General features: G+C 68.6%; 21 protein-coding genes and 1 tRNA gene. 5 read left to right on the top strand and 17 right to left on the bottom strand.

Annotated features, from left to right (window positions below):
* Positions 1-115 precede the first annotated feature (115 nt).
* From phoU to SACGLDRAFT_RS20160, 5 genes are all read right to left on the bottom strand, one after another.
* Positions 116-778, bottom strand: a complete 663-nt coding sequence (gene phoU, locus SACGLDRAFT_RS20180; RefSeq protein WP_005466856.1) for a phosphate signaling complex protein PhoU — start codon at positions 776-778, stop codon at positions 116-118.
* A gap of 78 nt (positions 779-856) precedes the next feature.
* Positions 857-2,290: an LCP family protein gene (locus SACGLDRAFT_RS23035; RefSeq protein WP_051036276.1), complete on the bottom strand. Its 1,434-nt coding sequence runs from the start codon at positions 2,288-2,290 to the stop codon at positions 857-859.
* Positions 2,291-3,555: 1,265 nt separating this feature from the next.
* Positions 3,556-4,242, bottom strand: coding sequence for a winged helix-turn-helix transcriptional regulator (locus SACGLDRAFT_RS20170; RefSeq protein ID WP_040920224.1), 687 nt, complete (start codon positions 4,240-4,242; stop codon positions 3,556-3,558).
* Positions 4,243-4,338: 96 nt separating this feature from the next.
* On the bottom strand, positions 4,339-5,478 hold the full coding sequence (gene dusB / locus SACGLDRAFT_RS20165; RefSeq protein ID WP_005466851.1) for a tRNA dihydrouridine synthase DusB: 1,140 nt from the start codon (positions 5,476-5,478) through the stop codon (positions 4,339-4,341).
* A 57-nt stretch (positions 5,479-5,535) separates the two neighbouring features.
* Positions 5,536-6,972, bottom strand: a complete 1,437-nt coding sequence (locus SACGLDRAFT_RS20160) for a DHA2 family efflux MFS transporter permease subunit (protein WP_005466850.1) — start codon at positions 6,970-6,972, stop codon at positions 5,536-5,538.
* A 76-nt stretch (positions 6,973-7,048) separates the two neighbouring features.
* Here SACGLDRAFT_RS20160 and SACGLDRAFT_RS20155 point away from each other — a divergent pair, with 76 nt between their 5' ends.
* A complete protein-coding gene (locus tag SACGLDRAFT_RS20155) occupies positions 7,049-7,435 on the top strand; it encodes a winged helix-turn-helix transcriptional regulator (RefSeq protein WP_005466849.1) in 387 nt (128 codons plus the stop codon).
* A 62-nt stretch (positions 7,436-7,497) separates the two neighbouring features.
* On the opposite strand, the gene SACGLDRAFT_RS20150 is transcribed toward SACGLDRAFT_RS20155, so the two are convergent.
* The gene (locus SACGLDRAFT_RS20150; RefSeq protein WP_005466848.1) at positions 7,498-8,064 is read right to left on the bottom strand and encodes a superoxide dismutase family protein; all 567 of its coding nucleotides are present in this window, start codon (positions 8,062-8,064) and stop codon (positions 7,498-7,500) included.
* 118 nt (positions 8,065-8,182) lie between these two features.
* On the opposite strand from SACGLDRAFT_RS20150, the gene SACGLDRAFT_RS20145 reads away from it, so the two are divergent.
* Positions 8,183-9,118 carry a DMT family transporter gene (locus SACGLDRAFT_RS20145; protein ID WP_005466847.1) on the top strand — a complete coding sequence of 312 codons (936 nt, stop codon included), beginning with the start codon at positions 8,183-8,185 and terminating at the stop codon, positions 9,116-9,118.
* On the top strand, positions 9,115-9,579 hold the full coding sequence (locus SACGLDRAFT_RS20140) for a DUF6328 family protein (protein ID WP_005466846.1): 465 nt from the start codon (positions 9,115-9,117) through the stop codon (positions 9,577-9,579). Before SACGLDRAFT_RS20145 ends, SACGLDRAFT_RS20140 begins: the two co-directional genes overlap by 4 nt.
* 306 nt (positions 9,580-9,885) lie before the next feature.
* On the opposite strand, the gene SACGLDRAFT_RS20135 is transcribed toward SACGLDRAFT_RS20140, so the two are convergent.
* Positions 9,886-10,971, bottom strand: coding sequence for a hypothetical protein (locus SACGLDRAFT_RS20135; protein ID WP_005466845.1), 1,086 nt, complete (start codon positions 10,969-10,971; stop codon positions 9,886-9,888).
* 547 nt (positions 10,972-11,518) lie between these two features.
* Between SACGLDRAFT_RS20135 and SACGLDRAFT_RS20130 the strand changes: the two genes are divergently transcribed.
* Positions 11,519-11,594, top strand: a tRNA-Lys gene (locus SACGLDRAFT_RS20130).
* A 250-nt stretch (positions 11,595-11,844) separates the two neighbouring features.
* On the opposite strand, the gene SACGLDRAFT_RS20125 is transcribed toward SACGLDRAFT_RS20130, so the two are convergent.
* The 4 genes from SACGLDRAFT_RS20125 to SACGLDRAFT_RS20110 form a co-directional block, all read right to left on the bottom strand.
* Positions 11,845-12,747, bottom strand: coding sequence for an alpha/beta fold hydrolase (locus tag SACGLDRAFT_RS20125; RefSeq protein WP_005466843.1), 903 nt, complete (start codon positions 12,745-12,747; stop codon positions 11,845-11,847).
* A gap of 307 nt (positions 12,748-13,054) precedes the next feature.
* Complete coding sequence (locus SACGLDRAFT_RS20120; protein ID WP_005466842.1) at positions 13,055-13,480, bottom strand: very short patch repair endonuclease; 426 nt, start codon at positions 13,478-13,480, stop codon at positions 13,055-13,057.
* 117 nt (positions 13,481-13,597) lie between these two features.
* Positions 13,598-14,791, bottom strand: a complete 1,194-nt coding sequence (locus tag SACGLDRAFT_RS20115; RefSeq protein ID WP_005466841.1) for a DNA cytosine methyltransferase — start codon at positions 14,789-14,791, stop codon at positions 13,598-13,600.
* 259 nt (positions 14,792-15,050) lie between these two features.
* Positions 15,051-16,484 carry an MFS transporter gene (locus SACGLDRAFT_RS20110; protein WP_005466840.1) on the bottom strand — a complete coding sequence of 478 codons (1,434 nt, stop codon included), beginning with the start codon at positions 16,482-16,484 and terminating at the stop codon, positions 15,051-15,053.
* A 134-nt stretch (positions 16,485-16,618) separates the two neighbouring features.
* Here SACGLDRAFT_RS20110 and SACGLDRAFT_RS20105 point away from each other — a divergent pair, with 134 nt between their 5' ends.
* Positions 16,619-17,308 (top strand): TetR/AcrR family transcriptional regulator, encoded by a 690-nt coding sequence (locus SACGLDRAFT_RS20105; protein ID WP_232284005.1) that lies wholly within the window; start codon positions 16,619-16,621, stop codon positions 17,306-17,308.
* A 111-nt stretch (positions 17,309-17,419) separates the two neighbouring features.
* On the opposite strand, the gene SACGLDRAFT_RS20100 is transcribed toward SACGLDRAFT_RS20105, so the two are convergent.
* The 6 genes from SACGLDRAFT_RS20100 to mmuM all read right to left on the bottom strand — a co-directional run bounded on the left by SACGLDRAFT_RS20100 (position 17,420) and on the right by mmuM (position 23,230).
* Positions 17,420-18,028: a GTP-binding protein gene (locus SACGLDRAFT_RS20100; protein WP_005466838.1), complete on the bottom strand. Its 609-nt coding sequence runs from the start codon at positions 18,026-18,028 to the stop codon at positions 17,420-17,422.
* The gene (locus SACGLDRAFT_RS20095) at positions 18,009-18,374 is read right to left on the bottom strand and encodes a DUF742 domain-containing protein (protein ID WP_005466837.1); all 366 of its coding nucleotides are present in this window, start codon (positions 18,372-18,374) and stop codon (positions 18,009-18,011) included. Before SACGLDRAFT_RS20095 ends, SACGLDRAFT_RS20100 begins: the two co-directional genes overlap by 20 nt.
* A gap of 1 nt (position 18,375) precedes the next feature.
* Positions 18,376-18,792, bottom strand: a complete 417-nt coding sequence (locus SACGLDRAFT_RS20090; protein ID WP_005466836.1) for a roadblock/LC7 domain-containing protein — start codon at positions 18,790-18,792, stop codon at positions 18,376-18,378.
* A gap of 20 nt (positions 18,793-18,812) precedes the next feature.
* A complete protein-coding gene (locus SACGLDRAFT_RS20085; RefSeq protein WP_005466834.1) occupies positions 18,813-21,293 on the bottom strand; it encodes a sensor histidine kinase in 2,481 nt (826 codons plus the stop codon).
* Between the two features lie 175 nt (positions 21,294-21,468).
* Positions 21,469-22,098: an isopentenyl-diphosphate Delta-isomerase gene (gene idi, locus SACGLDRAFT_RS20080; RefSeq protein ID WP_040919357.1), complete on the bottom strand. Its 630-nt coding sequence runs from the start codon at positions 22,096-22,098 to the stop codon at positions 21,469-21,471.
* Between the two features lie 247 nt (positions 22,099-22,345).
* Entirely contained in the window at positions 22,346-23,230 is an 885-nt protein-coding gene (gene mmuM, locus SACGLDRAFT_RS20075; RefSeq protein WP_005466832.1) for a homocysteine S-methyltransferase, read from the bottom strand.
* Positions 23,231-23,275 lie beyond the last annotated feature (45 nt).

The following is a 23,275-nucleotide window of genomic DNA, read 5'->3' as shown; positions in this document are numbered from 1 at the left end:
TCCGTCGAACGTCACGGCGACATCACAAAGACGTGACGCAGCGTTAGCGCCGAATGGGCCATCAGCGGTACGCAACATGGACACCCGGTGTGGGGCAAGCAGCTTTTCGGGTGTTTCACGGCTCGGCGATCGAGTAGCCCGGCATACGCCCTGTGGCCACGAACACCATCCGGCGAGCCACCGACACGGCGTGGTCGGCGTACCGCTCGTAGAACCTGCCGAGCAGGGTCACGTCCACGGCCGTGGCGACGCCGTGCTCCCAGTTCTTGTCCATGATGACGCTGAACAAGTGGCGGTGGATGTCGTCGACCTGGTCGTCGTCGGCCTCCAGGCTGCGGGCTGCCTCGATGTCGCGGGTCTTGATGATGCGCTCGACGCGGCGGGCCAACCGAACGTCGATCTTGCCCATGTCCGCGAAGTACGGGCGCACGTTGTCGGGCAGCACCGGCTCGGGGTGGCGGCGTCGGGTCGCCTTGGCGACGTGCAGGGCGAGGTCGCCCATCCGCTCCAGACTCTCGGCGGCGTGGATGGCGGCGAGCACGATCCGCAGGTCGGTGGCCACCGGCGCTTGCAGGGCGAGCAGCGCGTAGGCCTGCTCCTCACAGTCGGCACGGGCGTCGTCGACGAGCGCGTCGTCGCTGATGACCCGCTCGGCGAGTTCGAGGTCCGACTCCAGCATGGCCTTGGTGGCCCGCTCCATGGCATCCGCCACCTGAGCGGACATGTCGGCCAGCTTCGTGGCCAGGTTCTCCAGTTCGACGTGGTAAGCCTCGCGCATGAGGCTCACTCTACGTCCGGGTTAGCACCCCTGCCGTACAGCTCGGTGAACCCTGCATGAACCGAAGCTGTACGGCCGTCATGCGGTCGCGGCCTGCTGGGTGGTGGCGGAGTCGGAGTCCGCCGGGGGTTGGTCGTTCGGCTGCTGGGTCGGTTCCTCACCGGGCAGCGGGGTGTTCTCGATGAGCGCTTGGAACAGCTCCTCGGCCGCGGACTCCAGCAGCACCTCGTTGCCGCGTTCGTTGGCCTCGCCGACGGTCGGGACCGTGAGGAAGGTGACCTTGCCCGCGTCCATGCCCCGCATCGACTGCGCGAGGGTGATCATCTGGTCGACGCCGATGTTCTCGCCGAACGTGGACCGCGCGAACTCCTGCACGAAGCTGGTCATCTTGCCCATGTCGAACAGCACGTCGCTGGACATGACCTTGCGCAGCAGGGACGACAGGAACTGCTGCTGGCGCTGCATCCTGCCGTAGTCGGAGAACGTCGGGTCGCCGTAGACCTTGCGGGCTCGTACGTAGCTCAGGGCCTGATCGCCCTTGAGCACCACGTCCCCGGTCTCCGCGACGATCAGCCCGAGTTCGGCGTCCTCCATGGGCTCGGTGAAGTGGATGGTCACCCCGCCGACGGCGTCCACCATGCCCTTGAAGCCCTGGAAGTCGATGCCGACGAAGTGGTTGATCTTCATACCGGAGATCTGCTGGATGGCCTTCGTCACGCACCGGGGGCCGCCGACGTTGAACGCCGAGTTCAGCTTCACCTCCTCGGCCGCGGGGACGACCTCGCCGTACTCGCCGGTGGCCGAGTCCCAGCGCTGACACTCGGGCCGGGTGATCTCCAGGTCGCGCGGGAACGACACCACGACGGCGCGTTTCCGGTCCTTGGGGATGTGGGCGAGCATCACGGTGTCGGACCGTGCGCCGGTCACCGTTTCGGCCGTTCCGACGTTGTCCTCGGCGCTCGCGCCCTCCCTGGTGTCGGACCCGACGATGAGGAAGTTCTCGTCGCCGAGCTGCTCGGCGGCCTGGCGGATGTCCGAGGAGTTCTCGTCCAGGGCCGCGATCTCGTTGAACTGGCTTTCGAACCACGTCTTGGCTCCCCAGCCGATGCCGGTGCCGAGGAACACCAGCGTCGCGATCACGACGGCGGTCGCGCGCGAAGCGAGGACTCGGCGCTTACGGGCCTTGCTCCGTGGGGTGGACGCCGGTTCGGGTTCGGGGTCGGCGGTTTTCTCGGGGGCTTCCTCGGCGGGCTCGGCCGGTGCAGGTTCACCGTCGTCGTCGGGGTCGGTGTTGGTACGGCGGGCGTTGCCTCGGCGAGGCGACCTCGAACCCACCGGGACCACGCGCTGCAACGCGGTCATCGTGTGTTCGAGGAGACGCTGCCGCCGTTGCCGTTTCTTGCGCTCCTCCGCCTCGAGTTCGTCGTGCGCGGCCGAGAAACGCGCCAGCGACTCGTCGATCTTGCGGCGGTACTTGGTGGCGTCGTCGACCGGCTCCAACTGGTCGGTCATGGTGAGCCGGTCCTCGAGTGACCGTTCCGGTTCCTCGGGCGCGGGACGGCGCCGAGGCTTCGGAGGTGCGGGCGGCGCCGGTGCCGGGTCCTCCGCGACGGGCGGGGTCTCGGGCGCGACGACGGGGTCGGGCTCGGCGGGGACCGGGGGCTTGAGGGGCGCCGGGGGCGGGGGCGGCGGTGCCGGTACGGGGCGCGGAGCCCTCGGAGGCAGCGGATTGCCGTTCGTGGGCGCGGGCGGCCTGCGGTTCGGGGGTTCCGGGGCCCGCGACGGGGGAGGCGGCGTCTCGCCCTTGCGTTCCGGTGGGGCGTCGAGCCTGGCCCCGATGCCGGGGGGCGGAGGGCCGGGCCGGGTCGGGGGCGGAGGAGTCGGGAACCGGGCGGAGGGTCGCTGTGCCGCGGGGTGGTCCCGCACGGAGGTGTCACCGCGTACGGGGATGTGCCGCGGCGGCTCGCCGAAGCCGGGTTCGGGCATCGGGAAGTACCCGGAGCGCGGTGTCGGCTCGGGCCTTTGGGGTGGTTGGGTTCCGTGAGCACGCGGACGGTCGACGTCCGCGTGCTCCTCGTCGAGCGGAGCGGGGCGGCGCAGGGGCGGCTCCGGCCGTACCGGCTGGGGCCGACCGGAGTCCCGGCGTTCGAGGCTCGCGGGAGCCGGTGGGTTCGCGCCCCGCGGCCGCTCCGGCGGCCGCGCGGTCACGACCGGCGGTTCGGGCACGCTCGGCCGCTGGTGGCGGCCGGTGCGCGTGGGCGGCTCGCTCGGAGTTTCCTCGACGTCCGGCTCGTCGGCGGCGTGTCGGGCGCCCCGCGGCAGCACGGTGTCGTTCTGCTCGGCGGCTCGTCGGTGCAGTCGCGACGGACGCGTGCGTCCGTTCGACTCCGACGTGCCACGTTCGGCGGCGTGTCTGGCGAGCATCTCGGCGACGCTGATACCACCCTGGGTGTCGAGTGCCCGGCGCCGCTTCCTCTCAGCTTCCTCGCGGTTGCGCTGTGCGCGTGCTCGCCATTCCTGCGCCTGAGAAGTAAGGCCGGGAGTGCCGTGATCGTCGGACACGCACGCTCCCTTCACTCAGGTTTCCCCTGTGGGGCTCCCACATCTGCTTGTTGATCGCCGCGAGGCGGGCTTTCGTTATCGTACGTATATCAGCCGGTTGTGACGACACCATGGCGTGAACTTCTTACTCTGCGTTGCTATACCGGCTTGTGCTCGTCGACGCAATGTGTTCCGCGTGGCTCGTATCACGAAAATGGCGCAGTGCTGTTTCACTGTCAGTGCTGGCTTTCCGGCACCCTGGACGCTCCTGCCGGCGCGGGGTCGAGGGCGAAGACGCTGCCGAACACACTCGCTGCCGAGGCGTCTCCCGACACCGCCAGCGCGCCGCTGGCGACGGCGTCCTCGGGGGTGATCTCGCCCGCCAGGACGGCACGCAGCATCGGCCCGGTCTTCACCACGGCGTCGGCGTGATCGGTCTCTCCCTCGGACACGGTCAGCACGCCGTCGCTGATCCGGACCGTCACGACGACATCCGCCAGGTGCAGCTCGACGACCCGGTGGACTCCCCGTGCGCGTTCCGCCCGGAACGTCGCGCGCAGGGCGGTGACAACCGAATCCGTGGTGACGACGTCGTCCCGGTGTGGCTCGCCGAGTGTTCGCGCACCCCAGCGACCGAGGGCGAGCACGATGTCTTCGAGGTCACGCCCGTAGTCGGTGAGTTCGTAGACGACCGCGCTGGCGGGCCGGGGCAGCACCCGCCGCCGGACGATCCCGTCGGCTTCGAGCTGTTTCAACCGCGCCGAGAGGATGTTGGTGGGAACGCGTACGAGCCCCTTGCGCAGGTCGGTGAACCGTTTGGGACCGACCAGCAGGTCGCGGACGATGAGCAGGGCCCAGCGTTCGCCCACGAGTTCGACGGCGTGGGCGAGGCCGCAGTACTGCCCGTAGCTTCGCCGCCCCATGGTGCGCATGGTACGTCACCCTGGCGGTTGTGAAGCGTGCTTGCTTTTCGCAAGCGGATAACCCGTGGATCGGGCGGAAGCGGTCGCGTGGTCCGGTCAGCCGCCCGAATGCATCATGTCGGCGCCCTCGGGCACGCACGGGTCGTCCGGGTCGTCCAGCCAGCCGTGCGGGAGCGTGACCTTGCCCGGTGAGCCCTGGCGACCGCGGGGCCCGAGCGCGTCGGCGGGGAACGGCGCGTCGTGGTCGAGCTGCGCGATCAGCTCGTCGAGCTCGTCAAGCGACGACACCATCGCGAACCGGCGGCGGAGCTGGGAGCCGACGGGGAAGCCCATGAAGTACCACGCCATGTGCTTGCGCAGGTCGCGCATGGCCTTGTCCGGGCCGTCGTGCCGCACCAGCAGTTCGGCGTGGCGTCGCAACACGCGGGCGACCTCACCGAGGTTCGGCCCCTCGGGGATCGGTTTGCCCGCGAACGCCGCCTCCAGCTCGCCGAACAGCCACGGCCTGCCGAGACACCCCCGGCCCACCACGACGCCGTCGCATCCGGTCTCGGCGACCATGCGCAGCGCGTCGTGAGCGGTGAAGATGTCGCCGTTGCCCAGCACGGGGATGCTCGTGACGGCTTCCTTCAACCGCGCGATCTGCGACCAGTCGGCCTTCCCCGAGTACCGCTGCGCGGCGGTGCGCGCGTGCAGGGCCACGGCGGCGGCCCCCTCGGCCTCGGCGATGCGGCCGGCTTCGAGGAACGTGTGGTGCTCGTCGTCGATGCCGACGCGGAACTTCACCGTGAACGGCACGCCGGCGGGCTCGGCGGCCTCCACCGAGGCCCTCACGATGTTGGCGAACAGCTTCCGCTTGTACGGCAGCGCGGCGCCACCGCCCTTGCGGGTCACCTTGGCGACGGGACAGCCGAAGTTGGCGTCGATGTGGTCGGCCAGTCCTTCGCCGACGATGATTTTCACGGCTTCGCGCATGGTGGCCGGGTCGACCCCGTAGAGCTGCACCGACCTGGGCTTTTCGTTGGGCCCGAAGGTCATCATGTGCATCGTGCCGGGATGCCGCTCGACGACGGCGCGGGCGGTGATCATCTCGCAGACGTAGAGTCCGGCGCCGTATTCCCGGCAGAGCTGGCGGAACGCGACGTTCGTGATGCCGGCCATGGGAGCGAGCACGACCGGAGGATCGACCTGGTAGGGGCCGATCCTCAGGGCGGGCTTGGACAGGGTCGCGGTCACCTCCCCATTGTCGCTGGTCGGATCGGTGAGCTTGCGGGGGGCCGCCGGTCCGGGCCGTCAGGAGCGTGCCGGTCGTTCCGTTCCGGGTCCCCGACGAGAGAGGAGAACCAGAGTCATCGCGCAAGCCGTGAGCACGAGCCCCACCCCGATGCCGAAGGAGAGGCGGTAGCCGTCGAGCAGCGCGAGGGGCTCCGGCGTGCCCTCGGCCAGCCGTGCGTCGGCGTGTGCCGTCGCCACTACGAGCAGGGTCGACAACCCCAACGCCCCACCGACCTGTTGCGTCGTGTTGAACAGCCCGGACGCCACGCCGGAGTCCCGCGGCGTCGCCTCGGCCATGCCGAGCGACATCAGCGACGGCATGGCGAGGCCGAAGCCCGTGCCCAGCAGCATCAGCGCGGGCAACAGGTGCGGGACGTAACTCGCGTCGGGCGGCAGTGTGGCCAGGAGCGCGAAGCCGACCGCGATGACGGTGAGTCCCACCGGCAGCACGAGACGTTCCCCGAAGCGGGTGTTGAGTCTCGGGGTCACGATCAGCGACAGCACGGCGATGGCCACGGACACCGGAGCCATCGCGAGCCCGGCCTGGCGAGTGTCAAAGGAGAACACCCGCTGCACGGTGAGCATCGTGAGGAACATGAAGCCGAACATGGCCGCCACGAGCAGGAGCAGGACGACGTTGGCGCCCACGAGCCGCCGTGACCGCAGCAGCCGCAGCGGCAGCAGCGGTGCGTCGGTCTTCCTCTGACGGAGTACGAGACCGCCGAGCAGGGCGGCGGCCACGACGCCGAAGGCGCACGCCTCCTCCCAACCGGTCCGTTCCAGCCCCGTGATCGCGTAGATGAGCGTGGCGAGTCCTCCGGTGGCCAGTACCGCCCCCGGAACGTCCAACCGTTGCCGGGTGTGCGGGGCCTCGTCCCCCGGCAGGACCCGCAGAGCGAGGAGGAACGCCAGTACCCCGAGGGGCACGTTGAGGTAGAAGATCCAGTGCCAACTCAGTGCCTCGGTGACGAGACCACCGATCAGGGCGCCGAGGGTGCCGCCCGACGCCTGCACGAAGCTGAACGCTCCGATGGCCCTGGCTCGCTCGCCGGGTTCGGTGAACAGGGTGACGATCATCCCGAGGAGCACAGCCGTCATCGCGGCGCCACCGATTCCCTGGACGAACCGGGCCGCCACGAGCACGACCGGGTTCGGGGCCAGCCCGCACAGGGCCGACGACACGGTGAAACCGGCGAGGCCGACGAGGAACACCCGGCGCCGTCCGACGAGGTCACCGAGTCGCCCCGCGAGTAGCAGCAGACCCGCGAAGGCGACGAGGTAGGCGCCGGTGATCCAGCTCGCGCCCGCCTGAGTGAACCCCAGGTCCGACTGGATCACCGGAAGCGACACGGCGACGATCGTCTCGTCGACGATGGCCATCAGCGCGCCCGCACACAGGACGACCAGCGCCAGCCAGCGAGTCCGGGATGGGAGCGCGATGGTCGATGGTTCCATTTCGACTCCATGGTGCACGACTTGTAACAGGAGTCATCATGTGTGACCATCGCGGCGGTCGGAAGGAGGCACTTTCATGTCCCGGAGTCACACGAATGTGACCGCCCAGGTCATCGAGGAGGAGGCCTGCCCGCTCGCCGAAGTTCTCGACCACGTCGCGGGAAAGTGGAGCATCGGGGTGCTCGTCGCCGCCGCGCACGGACCGGTGCGGTTCACCGAGCTGGAGCGCGCGGTCGAGGGGATCAGCAGGCGCATGCTGACGCTCACGGTGCGTAGGCTCGAACGCGACGGGTTGCTGCGGCGCACCGTCTACCCGACGGTGCCGCCGAAGGTGGAGTACGAACTCACGGACATGGCGCGCGAGTTGTACGGCACGCTGCGCTCCCTCACCGACTGGGCACAGCGACACCGCGCGGACATCGCGGCGGCCCGAGCGCGCTACGACGCCGCGCAACGGGCCTGACCCGCACTGTCAGGGGTAGGGCCCGCCACGCCTCGGGGACGGCGCAGCGGGCCCGTGATCGGTCAGAACGACACGTCGACGCAGGCCAGGCGTGCGCCCGCGGTTCCGGCCTTCCCCTCGGCGGTGGAGGTACGGTGCTCGTGGATCACCACGGAGGCGGGACGCCGATCACCGAAGGACCAGGCGACCTCGGAACGAGCCTCTCCCGCACCCTGCGCGTCGGTGGTGAAGTCGAGCCAGATCTCGTTCTCGGGGTTGGCGTAGGCGGGGTCGGTGGACGGCTGTTTCGGGTCCCGGACGTGCTGGTAGTGGGGTCCGGCGTCGTCCCCGGTCGCACCGCAGGGGTTGACGTGGACGTGCGCGCCGTACTCGCGATCGGGCACGAGGCCACGCACCTTCAGTTCGGTGACCATGCCTTCTTCCTCGGTCACCGTGGCGACGCCGACCAGGGAGCCCACCGGAACGAGATCGGGGTCGTAGGTGACGGCGTCGCCGAAGCGGTGGTCGCTTTGGAACGTGGTGACCACGGCGGTGATGCCGTACTCCGCGGCGGACGCGGGCAGGGCCACGGTGGTGACGGCCGTGGCGGCCGTGAGCGTCACCAACAGGGCGGCGATTCGGTTGCGCATAAACCGTGCTAACCAGACGGCGGTGGGAGTCGCAACGCGACATCACACGTCGGAGGGTGTTCCACTGCCTGATCTCACAGTCCCCATGGGCGGTTACCGCTCGTAGCCTGGGTTCGTGATGACATCGCCCGAATCGGATCGGACCGACCGCACCTGGCTCGTGGCCATCGCCGCGGCGCTGTGGGGCACCGACGGACTGCTCAGGCTTCCCCTGGCCGAGGACCTTCCCGCCGCGCCCGTGGTGTTCTGGGAACACCTCATCGTGGCCGTACTCCTGTTGCCGTTCCTGCCCTCGGCGCTGCGGGCGCTGGCGCGGTGCGGGCCACGGGAGTGGGTGGCGGTCCTACTGATCGGCGGTGGGGCGTCGGCGTTGGCCACCGCGTTGTTCACCGCGGCCTTCCAAAGCGGCGACCCGGTCACCCCGCTGGTGTTGCAGAAACTCCAACCACTGTTCGCGATGCTGGCCGCCTTCGTCGTCCTGGGGGAGCGGCTGCGGCCCGGTTACCTGCTTTTCGCCGTTCCCGCGTTGGCGGGTGCGTGGCTGCTGGCGTTCGAGGACCCGCTCGACATCCGGGTCTCGGCCCTGCGGACGGCGTTGCTCGCACTCGGTGCCGCGGCGCTGTGGGCGAGTGGCACCGTGCTCGGCAGGTTGGTGTCGACGAAGCTGCAGCCCCGCGAGGTGACCGCGCTGCGGTTCACCGTCGGACTGCCGGTGGCGGCAATCATTGTGGCGGTGCAGGGTGATCCGTTCGCGGTGGGTTGGGACAACGCGGTGGGCCTGGTGTTGCTGGCCGTGGTGCCCGGACTGCTCGCGTTGAGCCTCTACTACGTGGGAATGCAGGCCACCCCGGCGGCGCGGGCGACGCTGGCCGAACTGGCCTTCCCGGCCACCGCGGCGATCATCAGTGTCACCGTGCTCGACTCGACCCTGTCGGCCACGCAGTGGTTCGGCCTGGCCGTGGTGGTGTGTTCGATCACCGCGTTGGGCTGGCACGAACGGTCTCGTTCGGACACGGTGGTGGTTCCCGAGGAACGGGTCAAGGCGGGTACGTGAGCGAGACCGGGGAGCCGAAACACCAGCAGCTCGCGCGTAACGTGGGCGAGCTGCTCGCCGAGCTGCGTGTCGCGCAGGCGGGGGTGCAGATCCTCTTCGGCTTCCTGCTCGCCGTGGCGTTCACGGAGTTGTTCCGCGACGCGAGTGGTTTCGAGAAGGTCCTCTACCTGGTGACGGTGCTCTTCACCGCGACGGCCACCGCGTTGCTCACGGCACCCGCCGCCTGGCACCGGCTGCTCTTCCGGGAGGGGCGGCGCACCGAGATCCTGCGGGTGGGCAACCGGGTGGTCGTGGCGGGGTTGGGCTGCCTCGCGGTGGCCGTCACGCTCACGGTCTCCCTGATCGGCAAGGTGATCTTCGGGACCGTCGTGATGATCGTGCTCTGGGTCGTCGTCGGAGGAGGGTTCACGCTGCTGTGGTTCGTCGTTCCCCACCTGCTCCGGGGCGGGAACCGGCAGTGAGGTCGGGAGCCGAGCGACGGCGCGGGTCCCGGCCGCGCGGGCTTGAGACACCTCGCGATCGCGGGTTCTCGGGCTCGGCGGCCGCCCTCACGCCGCCCGCCGTGTCAGCCCGCGCGGACCGGGACCTCTTCCACTCCGGCCCCGCCGGAGCCGTGGTCGCGCAGAGGGCGAGGGGTAGGCCCGCACGCTAGGTGGGAGGCGCTGCCCTGTGCAGTCTTGAATCGTGAAGCGTTTTCGGTTAACGCCGGAACGCGCCGCCCACGGGAATCACTCGGAAAGCCCAAGCCGAAAGGAGGCCGGTCCTCGTCAGTCCTCGCCGTCGTCCTCGTCGGCCAGGTACGGGTGCGGCGTGGTGTCGCCGGACTCGGCGCGTGGCCTGAACCAACTGGGGAAGGCCAGGTCGGCGGTGAGCTCGGACTCGGGGACCGTGTACAGCAGGTCGAGGTCGAGCCCGGCCAGGGCGCGTTCGTTGAAGGCGGTGTAGACGCCGTCGATCTCGTCGGGGTCCAGGATCTCGGCGAGATCGAGTTCCACCTCGGCGCGCGACTCCGCGATACGCAACGCGAGCGCCTCGGCCACGGACAACGGCCCGCCCCAGCCTTCCCTGGTGAGCCGGTGCCCGAGAATCGAGGTGGTGACGAGGAACTGCTTGGCGAACAGCGCGCTGTACCGGTCCACGTACTGTTGAGGTAACTCGTCCACCGCCCACAGGGCCTCCACCTCGTCGGCGGTGGCGTCCTCGTCCTCCAGCATCTGCACGTCGCCGAACAACTCGTCGATGAGCATCTCGACACCGTGCATCAGCGCCCCGGCCACGTACCTCGCGCGCTCCTCGTCGGCCACGCCGAAGACGTCGAGGCCGAAGGCCTTCAAGTAGGTGCTCGCGCGCAGCAGGCTCGCTCTGCGGTCGACCAGCTCGGCCTCGGACATGGCGGAGGCGATCTCGTCGGTCTCCCCCGAGTCGAGCACGAAGGTGCGCGCGAGACCGGTGTCGTCGAGGTCCGAGGGCAGTCCGTCGGGGAACTCGTCCGGGTCGAGCGACACCGCCAGCGCGCTGGCGAGTTGGTCGTCGGTCGCGGTCACCGCGCAGTGCTTGACCTCCCAGCCCGCGAGCAGGTCGATCTCGTCGATCAGCTGCTCCAGCACGGAGCGGGTGGCGTCCTCGGCGAACACCAGGGCGGGCGCGTCGAGCAGCCAGTTCACCACGGCACCACCGAGATGCGCTTCGATGGAGTGCTCAACCGGAACGATCTCCATGCCGTCCGGGCCCTCGATGCTCGCGAGGTTGTTCAACCGCTCGTCGAGCAGCGAGACGACGCCGACCTGCTGCAACGGGTCCAGGTCCGGCGCCTCGGGTGGGGAGGCGAGTTCGGCCGTGAGTTGGTACTCCACGTTGCGCAGTGTGACACGTCCGGCGGGAACTCAGCCCGACCAGCCCGCGGACCGCGTGCGATTTCGGACCGCGACGTTCGTTTCGAACATGCCCCGGTACGTGCCGTGACCAGCGGTGGGCGGGTCGAGGGAGCGACTTCGCGCCGGAGTCGCCGGGCCCCGGCGCGACGGGCCGGAACGGGCGAGGAGCTTCACGGAGAGCTACCGGTCGATTCACCCTGGTAGTGGTGCCGCGTGCGGTGGGGGACTCATAGCGTCAGGGGCTGGCACGGAACACGTCCCGAGAGGGTGGTGATTGCCATGAGTGGGTGTGGTTGCTGCGGTTCCTGCAGCGGTCCGAACTGCGGCTGCTGCGGAAAGTGCTGAGAAGCTCCTTCGGGAGTTCACCGCGTGCCCCGCGCCGCACAACGGCGTGCGGACCGGGGCACGTGTCTTCGAACGCCGTACCCGCTCGTGCCCGCCGCTTGAGGACGCGGTGAGCTGCGGTGCTCGGTCCAACGACCGCCTCCTGCGCTCGCCGCACCCGCTCGACGCTACACTCCAGGGCGGGCCGTTAGCTCAATTGGCAGAGCTGTGGACTTTTAATCCATAGGTTCTGGGTTCGAGTCCCAGGCGGCCCACCAACGAAGTCCGGATCAGCCCGGATGCCGGACGCCCCGCGGCGACAGCGGCTCACCCTTTACCCAGGGGAACCACTCGGACTTCTCACCGAAGACGTCCTCAAGCGCTGCGCCCGGCGAACCTCGCATCGGCTCCCTTGCCGTGCCGGGTCGAGAGCGTGATCCGGCACGGCAACGGGCTTCCTCGCGTTTTCGATGATTCGAGCGGAAGTCGGTCCGCGGGAAAGGGCCGCGCGAACCGAGTTCCGTTCCGTTACTTCCCGGCTTCGGCCAGGACGCGCTCAACGGCCTCGACGACGACGTCGGGCTGGTCGACGTAGATGTGGTGGCCGCTTTCGCTCGCGGTGGTCAGGTTGCTGTTCTCGGACAGTTCGAGCCACTTGCGCTGTCCCTCGCCCCACGCCTTCTCCAGCAGCTCGCCGTACTCGGGGAGCTCGGCGAGGTAGGGCTGCCCGTGCTCGATCACTTCCACCGGCATGTCCCCGGCGGACCCCACCTTCGCCCCTTCGAGGGAGAGCATCTCCGGGTTCTCACCGCTGTACATCGCGATGGTCTGGGCACGCAGCTCGGCCGCCGGACCGCTGGCCGACTCCGGGATGGCCTCCTTGGTGTCGTCGAGAGTGGACGGAGGCGTGGCGTCCATGAGGACGAGTCCCACGACCCGGTCGGTGTGGGCGGGAGCGTACTGAGCGGCGAGCAGGCCCCCCAGGGAGTGCCCGGCCAGCACGACCGGACGGTCTTCGGCGACATTGTCCAGCACCCCGGTGAGGAGCTTGTCGACGCTGTCGAGGGTCTGCACGTCCTCCGGCTGGTCGCTCTCACCCTGGCCGAGCCGGTCGTAGGAGCAGACCTTGGTCTTCTCGCTCAGGGTCTGCTGCAGATCGGCCATCTTGCTCACGTCGTCGCCGAGGCCGGGCAGCAGAACGACCACCGGCTGGTCCTCGGCGGCCTCACCCGAGCAGGAGACGTTCACCGAGTGCCCCTCGACGGTGATCTTCTCCGCCCCGGAGGACGCTTCTTTGCCGGCTTCGGCGTTCGCCGAGGACTTCGGTGCCTCCGCCTCCGACTCCGACCCCTCGTCGCACCCGGCCAGTGCGGCCCCGGTCACGGCGCAGAGCATCGCGGCGACGGCGGTCGACTTGACATTTCGAAACATGAGTACCCCATCAATGGTCATGCGGCAACGTGCGGAGACCGAGCCATTCGTCCAGCGGCCGACAGGTCGTTCCGCTCATATGAGCAAATTGCTGAAACGCTTGGCCAAATTTTCGTCGATGCACGGTTCTCGGCAATCTCGGATATGTGTCTCCGGGGTATGGAGGATACACGGAGGTGATCTTGCTAATACCGGAGTGCCCGCGGAGGCGGGGTGCATTCTTGGCGGCGGCGTAGCTCTGCTAGCACGGGAAGCGGCATCCGTCGCGGTGCCGCTCGGATCGAGTCGATCGGTTCGATCCGGACGATCACCCTTGGGTCAGCAAGCGCACAATTCTGTCCACAGCGGAATGTGGATCTTCGTGTTCCCAGACTCGTAACACCGTCCAGCCCAGCTTCTTCAGGCGTTCGTCGGTGTCCCGGTCGCGACGACGATTCTCCTCGATCTTGTCGAGCCACCACTTCCGGTTGGCCTTCGGGGTGGATTTGTGCTCCGTGCAGCCGTGCCAGAAGCAACCGTCGACGAAGACGGCGACTTTCTTCCCCGGAAAGGCTATGTCCACCTCGCGACGTAGGCCGGGAAGAGCCCGGTAGTGCTTCCGGTACCGGTGTCCGTTCCGCCAGAGCAACCTGCGGATGCGAAGCTCGGTCGTCGTGTCCCGTTCTCGCTGCGACCGCATGCGAGCCGTCACGGAGGGCGAGGAGGCAGCGGGGTTTCTCCCGGCGGCACCCATGTCATCACCGAGCCTCGTGTCCGTGGGCCGAGCGAACGTCGTGACCGTTTTCGGTCGGGCGGGTCAGCTTCGCCGGATTGTACGCGCCGGGAAAGCTGGTTTCCTCGTCGCGGCGAGCTAGCTGCGCAGTATGTCGCCGACCGACAGGTGGGTGTTGGGCAGGATGGTTTCCTCGATGTCGGGTTTCCTTCCGCTGAGAACCCATTCACAGACACTGGCGAGTTGGCGGGAAATCAACGGGGGAACCGCGTCGCCGATATGGCGGTAGCGGTTGTTGACGCTGCCCTCGAAGACGTAGTCGGCGGGGAATCCCTGAAGGATGGCCATCTCGCGTACGGTGCAGAGTCGGTCCTGTTCGGGATGGGCGTACCGGCCGTTGCCGACATGGCTGCATTCCCGCTTGATGGTGACGGAAGGGCGATCCCACCACAGGCGTCCGTACACGTCGGGAAAGCTGCCGAACTTCCCCGCCTCCTCCAGGCGACGCATCACCGGTGTCATGAATCGACGCGTTCTTTTCGAGCGGGTCAGATCGCGCCAAGAGCCGCCGTCGCGCGGAATCGCCTTGAGTCTTTTCAGCGAGGTGCTCTTCCGGAAGGTGGGGGACACGTGCATGGGGTCGTCGGGGTGTGTCTGCCCCGCCTTGACCGGCGGTAGCTCCCAGATGGCGCGGCGCACGTGGGTGGCCTTCTCGTCGATCCGAAAGCCCTCCCACAACTCTTCCAGGGTGCGCACGCGAAGCGGCTTACGCGCGGCGACGACCAACGCGCGTTCCCGTGTCTGGGGTAGTCCGAACTCGTTGAGGAAGTGGGTTCGAGCTCGGACCTCGTAACCCTGTTCCTCGATTCGTTCCTTGAGGGAGCGGAAGTGATGGGCGAAGCGGCCCATGAGCAATTCCCTGGCGTTCTCCATGACGACTATCGACGGCCGGAGTGATTTCACGTACTCGGCTACGTGGCTCACCAAGCTGTTCCGGGGGTCGTCGCGGAGGTGATTGGTGGCGTTGGTGCGGGAGAATCCCGTACAAGGGGGACACGCGATCAGTACGGTCGGCGGTTCCGCCAGTCGCAGTATTTCCTTGAGTTCGTCCCCGCTCGACCTGCCCAGATCGATTTCGAGCGGGGAGATGCCGATGTTGGTGCGATAGGTGTCGTTGCAGCCGAGTTTTCCGGGAGGGCTGCTGGGTTTTCCCAGTTGCGCGTCCGCGGCGGCGACAACGGCGAAATCCGGATGTGCGTGAAAACCGGCGCTGGCTCCGCCAGCACCGGAGAACAAGTCCACCACGGTCCAACGTGCGACCCTACCCGGCATGCGGAGGGAGCCTAGTCGACCGGTGCGGCAACTTTCGTGAGACAGGCGGGAGGCGAGAGCCGGTCAACCGGTGGCTCGAACACCGCTACGCTTCGTGTTCGGGTCGCGACGGACCACCGCGAGGTGCGGTCGAACTCGCTGCCGTGCCGACCGGCCGCGCCCGGCGAATTTCGATATCCACAATGAACTGGCAGGCGGCTACGTTCCGAAGTCGGTCGATCCTTTTAGGACCAATTGGGAGTCGCCCTCGAAGTGGGTGCTACGTCGCCGGTTTCGGGTCCGTGCGCGGCAACACGGTGAGGGCGACGAACGCGGCCCCGAGCAGCAGCACGGCACAGATCGTCATGCCCAGTGCGTAGCCTCCGGCGAGTGCCTCGGCCGTGGTGCTTCCTCCGGTGTGGTCGTGGGCGGTGGTGCCGAGGGCGGCGAGGCCGAGTGACGCGCCGATCTGCCTGGTGCTGCTGAGCAGGCCCGACGCGGTACCGGCTTCGTGGGGTGCGACGCCCACGGTGGCCGTGGAGACGACCGGTCCGAGGCAGAGCCCGAATCCGACGCTGGTGACGAGCGACGCGCCCAGGACGTCGGCGAGGAACGAGCCGTCGGCGCTCAGCGTCCCGAACCACGCGAATCCCGCCGCGGTCACCACACCGCCGATGACCAGAAGGGTTCGGCGGGGCACCCGGAGTCCGAGTTTGACGGCGAGGACGGAGCCCACGATCACCCCGATCGCGAACGGCAGGCACTGGACACCGGCCAGTGCCGGGCCGCTGCCGAGCACTCGTTGGAGGTAGAGGGACACGAAGTAGAAGGCCGAGGCCATGGCGGCGCCGAGCAGCAGGTTGTAGGCGTTGGCGCCGGCCACCGACCGGTTGGTGAACAACCCGAGCCGGATCAGCGGGTCGCGGGAGGTGGTGCGCTCGACGTGAAGGAACGCGGCCAGCAGGACGACGGCGATGAGCAGGGTCGCCAACGTGGTCGTCGACGTCCACGAATACCGCTCGGTCCGGACGATGCCGAACACGAGCAGGGTCATCCCCGCGGTGGCGAGCACGGCCCCCGGCACATCCGGGCGGCCACGGCGGGCGGCGGGCCGGTCGACGGAGACTCCGCGCCAGGTCAGTGCCAATGCGCAGCCCGCCATCGGAACGTTGACGAACATGACCCACTGCCAACCGGCGTACTCGGTGAGCAGGCCGCCGATCAGAACCCCGAGGGCGCCTCCGGCGGCGTTCATCGCGCTCCAGATCCCGAAGGCCTTGACGCGAGGGGCGCCCGACGGGAAGGTCGCGGTCAGTAGCGCGAGCGCGGCAGGCGCCAGTGCGGCGGCGCCCACGCCCTGAACCGCGCGCGCGGCGATCAGGTGGCCCGGTTCCGTGGCGAAACCGCCGGCGAGCGAGGCGAGGGCGAACACGGTGAGCCCCAATGTCAGGACGCGTTTGTGGCCGTACCGGTCGGCGATCTTCCCGCCCAGGAGGAGCAGCCCTCCGAAGGTGAGGGCGTAGGCGTGGACGACCCAGGTGAGGCCCACGCCGTCGAACCCGAGACCTTCGGCGATCCGGGGAAGTCCGACGTTCACGATCGTGAGGTCCACGGACACGAGGAACTGAACGACCGCTACCGAGGCAAGGGTGAGTCCGGAACGAGTGTTTCCGGCCAGACGGGGGCCGTCGGGCGCCGATTCCGTGTTCGTCATCGCGGCCCGGCCTCCCCGCGCCGTCCCCCAGCATAATTTTCGAACATGTTCCGAAATGTAGCACCGAAGCGGAGTGCTGTCGAACACACAACGGCGAGTGCCGGGTGGCTGAGCGGGAGGGGCATGATGGGGCGGTGGTCCGACGCAACGAATCGCGAAGTCGTGCGGGCAGGCCGCCGGTGACCTCCCGCGCGCAGATCCTCGCGGCGGCCCGTCGGCTCATCGACCGCGACGGCTGGGAGAAACTGACCGTTCGGCAACTGGCCGCCGAGCTCGGCGTCGGAACGACGACCCTGTATCACCACGTGCGGAGCAAACAGGACCTGCTGCTCCTGTTGATCCGCGAGTACGCCGACCGGGTACCGCTACCCGACCTGCCGAGCGATCCTCGGGAACGCATCGTCGTGGCCACGGCCGCCATCCACGACGCGCTCGCGGCCTGGCCGTGGGCCGCGGAGATCCTCACCGCGGACGGCTTCGTCGTCCGGGTCGGCGACTCGGCCCTCCGGCTGGTCGAGGCCATCGTGGAGGGCGCCGTCGCCGGCGGTTGTACTCCCGCGCAGGCCGTGTACGTCTTCCGCAGCCTGTGGTACTACACGGTCGGCGAGATCCTGGTCCGGGCGCGTTCCGCGGGGCGACCTCCGGAGGACGTGCGCCCCGTCGACCGCGACGATTTCTTCGCCGATCTCAGCACGACCCGGTTTCCGCACCTGACCTCTCTCGGTGGGGAATGGGTCACCCTCTCGGCGCGGGACACCTACCTGCAAGGGCTTCGGGCCTTCGTCGACGGGCTGCTCGCGCGAGCCACGTCGACCACACCGTAGTACGCGGCCGCCACGGCACCTCGTCCGCGAACAGTCGCCCGCCGGGTTCGACTCGCCCACGGCGAAGGCCACCTCCCACGGACGGGGAGGTGGCCTTCAGCGAGTTCGGGCCTAGGCGTTCGAGGCCGCCATCGCGGGTTTGGGCAGTTTGCTCATCACGTGGCGCACGAGTCGGATCAGCACGAGCTTGCTGGACTCCCGCTGGCGCGCGTCGCAGAACATCAGCGGCACGTTCGGCGAGATCGCCAAGGCGCCGCGGATCTCCTCCTCGGTGTAGTCGTCCGCGTCGGCGAAGCGGTTCACCGCCACGATGAACGGGATCTGCCGGTGTTCGAAGAAGTCGATGGCCGAGAAGCTGCTGTCGAGCCTGCGGGTGTCCACCAACACGACGGTGCCGATCGCTCCCCGCGCGAGCTCGTCCCACATGTACCAGAAGCGCTCCTGGCCCGGCGTGCCGAACAGGTACAGCACGAGGTGCGGCGAGATGGTGATGCGGCCGAAGTCGAGCGCGACCGTCGTCGTTCGCTTCGCCTCGATCCCGGTGAGGTCGTCGACCCCGTCGCTGGCCGTCGTCATCAATTCCTCTGTGGACAGAGGAGGGATCTCGCTCACCGAACCCACCAGCGTGGTCTTGCCCACGCCGAAGCCACCGGCGACGATGATTTTGAGCGGGGTGGGCACCACGGACGTCGTGCCGCCGTCAGAGCTTGGTAAGACCATCGAGCACCGCCTGAAGTAAGTGACGATCCGGGGCTTGCGTCGGTCGGGAGGGCGACCGCACGATCACCTGACCTCGTTCGATGAGATCGCCGCACAGCACCTTCACCACGGCGATCGGGACCTTCAGATGAGCCGCGATCTCCGCGATCGCCAACGGGCGTTCACAGAGATCGAGGATCGCTACGTGTTCGGGGGTGAGGCCCGACCCCTCGCGTTTCGCTCCGGACAGCGCCATCACCTGGGTGGCGATGTCCAGGGTGAGTTCCGGCCCCGGTATTCGGCCCTTGGTGATGGTGTACGGCCGCACCAGCGGTCCGGCCGCTTCGTCGTACCACTGCTCGTCCATCTCACGTCCCCGAGGCCGCCGGGTTCCTCGGCGCGGCGGTCATGTAGTCGCCGACGCGTTTGACCAGGCGGTTCATCTCGTAGGCGATCATTTCGACGTCCACCGACTCCTCGGCGAGCACGGCGAGGCACGCGCCCGTACCGGCGGCGGAGACGAACAAGTAGCCCTCGGCCATCTCCACCAGGGTCTGCAGCACGGGGCCGCGCTGGAAGTGACGGCTGACGCCCTTGGCGAGGCTTTGGAGGCTGGAGGCCATCGCGGAGAGTTGGTCCGAGTCGTCCTTGGACAAGGCGTTGGACTTGCCCATCAGCAGACCGTCGGCCGACAGCACCACGGCGTGCTGAGCCCCGACCACACGATCCACCATGTCGTCCAGCAGCCAGTTGAGATCCGACGCGGAATTACCGGTGTCGTTCATCGCTGGGTCCGCTCCCCCTATCAGTTAGCTTCGGTCGATCGGGACGCGTCGTCGGCGTCGCGTCCCCTGCGGGTGCCCCTGTGGAACGCCGTCAGCGTATTGCGGGTTCGGTCCGCGTAGCGTTCGAAGTCGCTGTGGGCGGATTCGGGATCGTTCCGCAGTTGCTCAACGAGATTTTCCTGTGGCCTTCGTTTCGGCAGCAGCGCGCGTCCTCCCTTTCGCCGCGGAAGTCCCCCGGCGGGCGTTTCGGAGACTCCGGCCGTGGCCGAAGGTTCCTCCTCCCGCACGGGGGCCGTCCCCGCTTCACCCGGTCGGGACGTCGGCGTCGTGGGGGACGACCCGTTCACGGGGACGGCCGACTCGAACCGAGGCGCGTGAGCGGGCGACTGGTGCGTGGGCTGTTCCGGGGCGGACATCGGGTTCGGCGAGGCCTGCGTCGCTGCCGCCGCGGCCTCTTGCTCCGGCGTCGTGACGGCTGGGTCGTGCACCTTGAGCTCGGGCGTCTTCGCCAGCATGGCGTGAAAACCCGAGTCGGTGTCGGTGGCCTGCTCCTCACTGGCCAGCACGTCGGTGGGCAGCAACACGGTGGCTCGGGTACCGCCGTAGCGGGAGGAGTCAAAGGTGACCTTCGCGCCGAGGCGGTGTGCGAGCCGCGCGACCACGAACAAGCCGAGACTCGAATCGGCCTTCATGGCCATGGCGTCGAACTCGGGCGGCTCGGCCATCATCGAGTTCGCCCATTCGCGGACCTCGTCCTTCATCCCGAGCCCTTGGTCGGCGATGTCGATGATCACGCCGCGCGCCACCTTCGTCCCGCTCAGGTACACGGGCGATCCCGGAGGTGAGAACGTCGTCGCGTTGTCCACCAGCTCGGCGACGAGGTGAATGGTGTCGGCCACCGCGGACCCCACGAGCGCCACGTCGGGGACGGGCTCCACCTCGACGCGTGAGAAGTGCTCGGTCTCGGAGATCGCGGCTCGGAGCACGTCCAGGAGCTTGACGGGCTTGCGCCAGCGCCGACCGGGCTGCTTTCCGCCGAGAATGATCAGGTTCTCGGTGGTGCGGCGAGCTCGGGTGGCGAGGTTGTCGAGCTGGAACAGGCTCTTGAGCTGCGCCGGATTCTCCTCCCGGCTCTCCATCCGGTCGAGGATCTGCAGCTGGCGATGCACCAGGCCCTGGTTGCGGTGGGCGATGCCGAGAAACACGTTGTTCACACCCTTGCGGGCCTTCGCTTCGCTGACCGCCGCGTTGACGGCCGTGAGCTGAGCGAGGTTGAACGCCTCGGCCACCTGCCCGATCTCGTCCCGACCGTGGTCGAGTCGGGGCAGCTCGGCGTTCACGTCCACGGCCTCGCCGTCCTTCAACCGCTTCACGATGTTCGGCAGTCGGGTGCTGGCGAGTTCGAGCGAGTCGTTGCGCAGCCGTTCGAGTCGGGTCATCAGGGTGCGGTCGACCAACGTGTTGGAGACCCGGAAGGCGACCAGGATCGACGCGAGGGCGGCGAGGAGCGTGAGCGCGCTGCCCAGCAGCACGTTGGTGAGATTGCTGCTCGCGCCCTCCAGTGCTTCCGACGCCGTTCGATCGGCCTGCGTGATGGTGAGTGACGCGAGGTCGTTGGAGACCTGGTTGGTGAGGTCGCGCAGCTCGACGCCGGTGAGGGAGAACCCGGCCACGTCGAGATGGCCGGGGCCGTGGGCGATCAGCTCGTTCTCGACGCGTTGCAGGGCTTCCCAGCGTTCGGCCGAGACCAGCTCGTCGTAGGAGCGGCGGGTGTCGGGGAGCAGGTTGGGGGCGGCCGCGCTGAGTATCGAGCGGTAGGAGCCGACCAGCTCGGAGAACATGCGGTGGTCGGTCGAGGTGAAGTTGCCGTGGGCGAAGGCCGTCGAGGCCAGTGAGGCCGCCCGCGACATGTGGTCGGAGGCCCGGAAGAGCTCAGTCGCCATGAGACCGTTCTGGGTGGCCTCCACGTCCGGAACGAGGCGGGCCTGCGTGTCGAACAGGCGCGTGGCGGTGTCGATGAGTCCGTTGTAGTACTCGTTCACCTCCTCGGGCGAGGAGGTTCGCAGATTGATTCCGGAACGAACGTCGGGAAGCCGGGCGAGGCCGCGTTCGAGATCGCCGATACGGCTTGCGATCTCCTCGGGCAGGTCGTCCCGGATCTCGTCCATCGCCTCCCGCAGGGTGGCGATGGAGTCGTCGACTCGTTGGTGCTGTTGCTGGAGTTCCAGCAGGCCGACCCACTGCTTTTCGAGGTAGACCAGGGACAGCTGCCGTTCCTGCTGTAGTCGGCTCAGCGAGGTGATCGCGGGGATCGACACCCGCTGCACGCTCGACCCCACGGCACGCAGGGAGAACGCGTCCACGACGAAGTACGCGGACATTCCGACCCACAGCAGCAGGAGCGCGATGCTCGGGACCAGCACGGTGCCCGCCAGCCGCTTCCGGATCGACCTGTGGTGCCCCCGACCGTTGTCCTGCGTTGGTTTGTCTCCGTTGCTCACGACGCTCCACGACGACCTGTCGAACCGCTGCCGGCACCTGACATGCGGGTGTCCGCCGAGACCGGGCACGGCGTACTCGCGCCCGTGCCATCGGTCACCCGTTCGTGCCTTGCCGAGGGGTGATCATGGCGTATTCGGTTCGTCGTCGTGTGACAGCCCCTGCTTTGCCGCGGTCCTACGTCCAGCGGCGGGCTTCCAGCGGCTCCCGTGCCGCGTCGGGCAGCCGGCTGTCGTCGGAGACCGGCCAGGAGAGCGGGTCGGGGCCGAGAGCGAGCAGTTGGTCGACCTGGAGGGCGCACCACGGTGACACGCTGGTGCGGTCGGCCTCCACTTCGGCCACGAATTGTCGCCACGGGACCCAGGCCGTGTCGTCGACCTCCTCGGGATTCGGAACGACGTTCGGTCGAGTGTTCACCGTGGCGCGGTACACGGGGCACACCTCGTTTTCGCGGACGCCGTCCGCCATGGTGGCCTCGTAGCGGAATTCGGGCAGCACCAGCTCGATGCGATCGGCCGTCGTCCCGAGTTCCTCGGCGAGCCGCCGTGCGATCGCGTCCGGAATGATTTCGCCGGGGCCGGGGTGGCCGCAGCAGGAATTGGTGCGGACGCCGGGGAAGGTGCGCTTGTGTTTGGCGCGCCAGGTGACCAGGAAATTGCCTTCCTGATCGAATAGGTAGCAGGAGAACGCCAGGTGCAACGGGGTGGACTCGTGGTGGACCTCGGCCTTCGGTGCGTAGCCGATGCGTTCGTGCCGCGATCCGCACAGCACGACGTACTCAACGTCGGGATCGAGTATTGAGGTCATCGCGGCATTACCACCCTTCATCCTCGCCCACGAGACATTGTTGTGTCGTGCGTTGTGTCGTGCCCCGTGTGCCGACTTCGAGTGGATCACTTCTACGGTACACGGGCAACTCGCCGGAGCCGCTTCGCGTGTTCCCTTACTTCCTCGGGACTATGCCTGCGACCACGTTTCGGGTAATCGCGGTTGCACCGTCCGGAACGGTCTGTCGATGAATGGCGCTGTCACTTTCGAGTGAGGCGCGGGGCGCTCACAGCACGCGGGCGACCTCCGCGATGTCGGCCGGGCTCACCCGGCAGCAGCCGCCGATCACCCGCGCGCCCGCGGCCACCCACTGCCTCGCGAGTTCCGAGGAGTACCGCGAGGGGCCCGTCCAGGCGCGTCGGCGCGCGTCCCACTTCTCGCCGCTGTTTGGGTACACCACGACGGGTTTGTCCGTGACGGCTCGGGCGCAAGCGATTGCGTCCGCCACGTCGGTGGGCGCGCAGCAGTTCACCCCCACCGCCACGACGTCGGGTGCCTCCGCCGCGACCGCGAGGGCCTCGGCGAGCGGCTGACCCGCGCGGGTGCGATCGCCCTCGACGGTGTAGGTCAGCCAGGCGGGCACACCGAGTCCGGCCAACGCGCCGACCAGCGCCTCCGCTTCGACGACGTCGGGAACGGTCTCGACGGCCAGCAGGTCGGGTTCGGCCTCGGCCAGGGCTTCGAGGCGGGGGAGATGCCAGTCGCGGAGCTGAGCCACCGTGAGCCCGTAGTCGCCCCGGTACTCCGAGCCGTCGGCGAGTGCCGCGCCGTACGGGCCGACCGAGGCGGCCACGAACCGACGCCGTCCGTCGCCGGAAAACTCCTCCCCGGCCCGGCGCGCCAGCGCCACGCTGCGGTGCAGCAGCCTCGTGGTCTCCGCGCGGTCGAGGCCGCGTTCGGCGAAACCGGGGAAGGAGGCCTGGTAGCTCGCGGTGGTGGCCACGACCGCACCCGCCTCGTAGAAGGCGCGATGGGCCGCGACGATCTCGTCCGGGGCGTCGAGCAGCAGCCGTGCCGACCACAACGCGTCGGAGAGGTCGTGCCCCCGCGCCTCCAGCTCGGTCGCCAACCCGCCGTCGCTCACCACGGGGCCACCGTCGAACAGTTCCACGGAAACCACTCTAGGAGCGCCGGGCCGCCACCCCGCCGTGTCCGC

It is taken from the genome of Saccharomonospora glauca K62 (genome assembly GCF_000243395.2).
Taxonomy (GTDB): domain Bacteria; phylum Actinomycetota; class Actinomycetes; order Mycobacteriales; family Pseudonocardiaceae; genus Saccharomonospora; species Saccharomonospora glauca.
This window is presented reverse-complemented; position numbering and strand designations above follow the sequence as displayed.

Bases quoted from the DNA above. Each gene is read 5' to 3' on its own strand.
- phoU (WP_005466856.1), bottom strand. From the start codon at position 778: ATGCGCGAGGCTTACCACGTCGAACTGGAGAACCTGGCCACGAAGCTG.
- SACGLDRAFT_RS23035 (WP_051036276.1), bottom strand. From the start codon at position 2,290: ATGACCGACCAGTTGGAGCCGGTCGACGACGCCACCAAGTACCGCCGC.
- SACGLDRAFT_RS20170 (WP_040920224.1), bottom strand. From the start codon at position 4,242: ATGGGGCGGCGAAGCTACGGGCAGTACTGCGGCCTCGCCCACGCCGTC.
- SACGLDRAFT_RS20160 (WP_005466850.1), bottom strand. From the start codon at position 6,972: ATGGAACCATCGACCATCGCGCTCCCATCCCGGACTCGCTGGCTGGCG.
- SACGLDRAFT_RS20155 (WP_005466849.1), top strand. From the start codon at position 7,049: ATGTCCCGGAGTCACACGAATGTGACCGCCCAGGTCATCGAGGAGGAG.
- SACGLDRAFT_RS20150 (WP_005466848.1), bottom strand. From the start codon at position 8,064: ATGCGCAACCGAATCGCCGCCCTGTTGGTGACGCTCACGGCCGCCACG.
- SACGLDRAFT_RS20145 (WP_005466847.1), top strand. From the start codon at position 8,183: ATGACATCGCCCGAATCGGATCGGACCGACCGCACCTGGCTCGTGGCC.
- SACGLDRAFT_RS20125 (WP_005466843.1), bottom strand. From the start codon at position 12,747: ATGTTTCGAAATGTCAAGTCGACCGCCGTCGCCGCGATGCTCTGCGCC.
- SACGLDRAFT_RS20120 (WP_005466842.1), bottom strand. From the start codon at position 13,480: ATGGGTGCCGCCGGGAGAAACCCCGCTGCCTCCTCGCCCTCCGTGACG.
- SACGLDRAFT_RS20115 (WP_005466841.1), bottom strand. From the start codon at position 14,791: ATGCCGGGTAGGGTCGCACGTTGGACCGTGGTGGACTTGTTCTCCGGT.
- SACGLDRAFT_RS20110 (WP_005466840.1), bottom strand. From the start codon at position 16,484: ATGACGAACACGGAATCGGCGCCCGACGGCCCCCGTCTGGCCGGAAAC.
- SACGLDRAFT_RS20100 (WP_005466838.1), bottom strand. From the start codon at position 18,028: ATGGTCTTACCAAGCTCTGACGGCGGCACGACGTCCGTGGTGCCCACC.
- SACGLDRAFT_RS20095 (WP_005466837.1), bottom strand. From the start codon at position 18,374: ATGGACGAGCAGTGGTACGACGAAGCGGCCGGACCGCTGGTGCGGCCG.
- SACGLDRAFT_RS20090 (WP_005466836.1), bottom strand. From the start codon at position 18,792: ATGAACGACACCGGTAATTCCGCGTCGGATCTCAACTGGCTGCTGGAC.
- idi (WP_040919357.1), bottom strand. From the start codon at position 22,098: ATGACCTCAATACTCGATCCCGACGTTGAGTACGTCGTGCTGTGCGGA.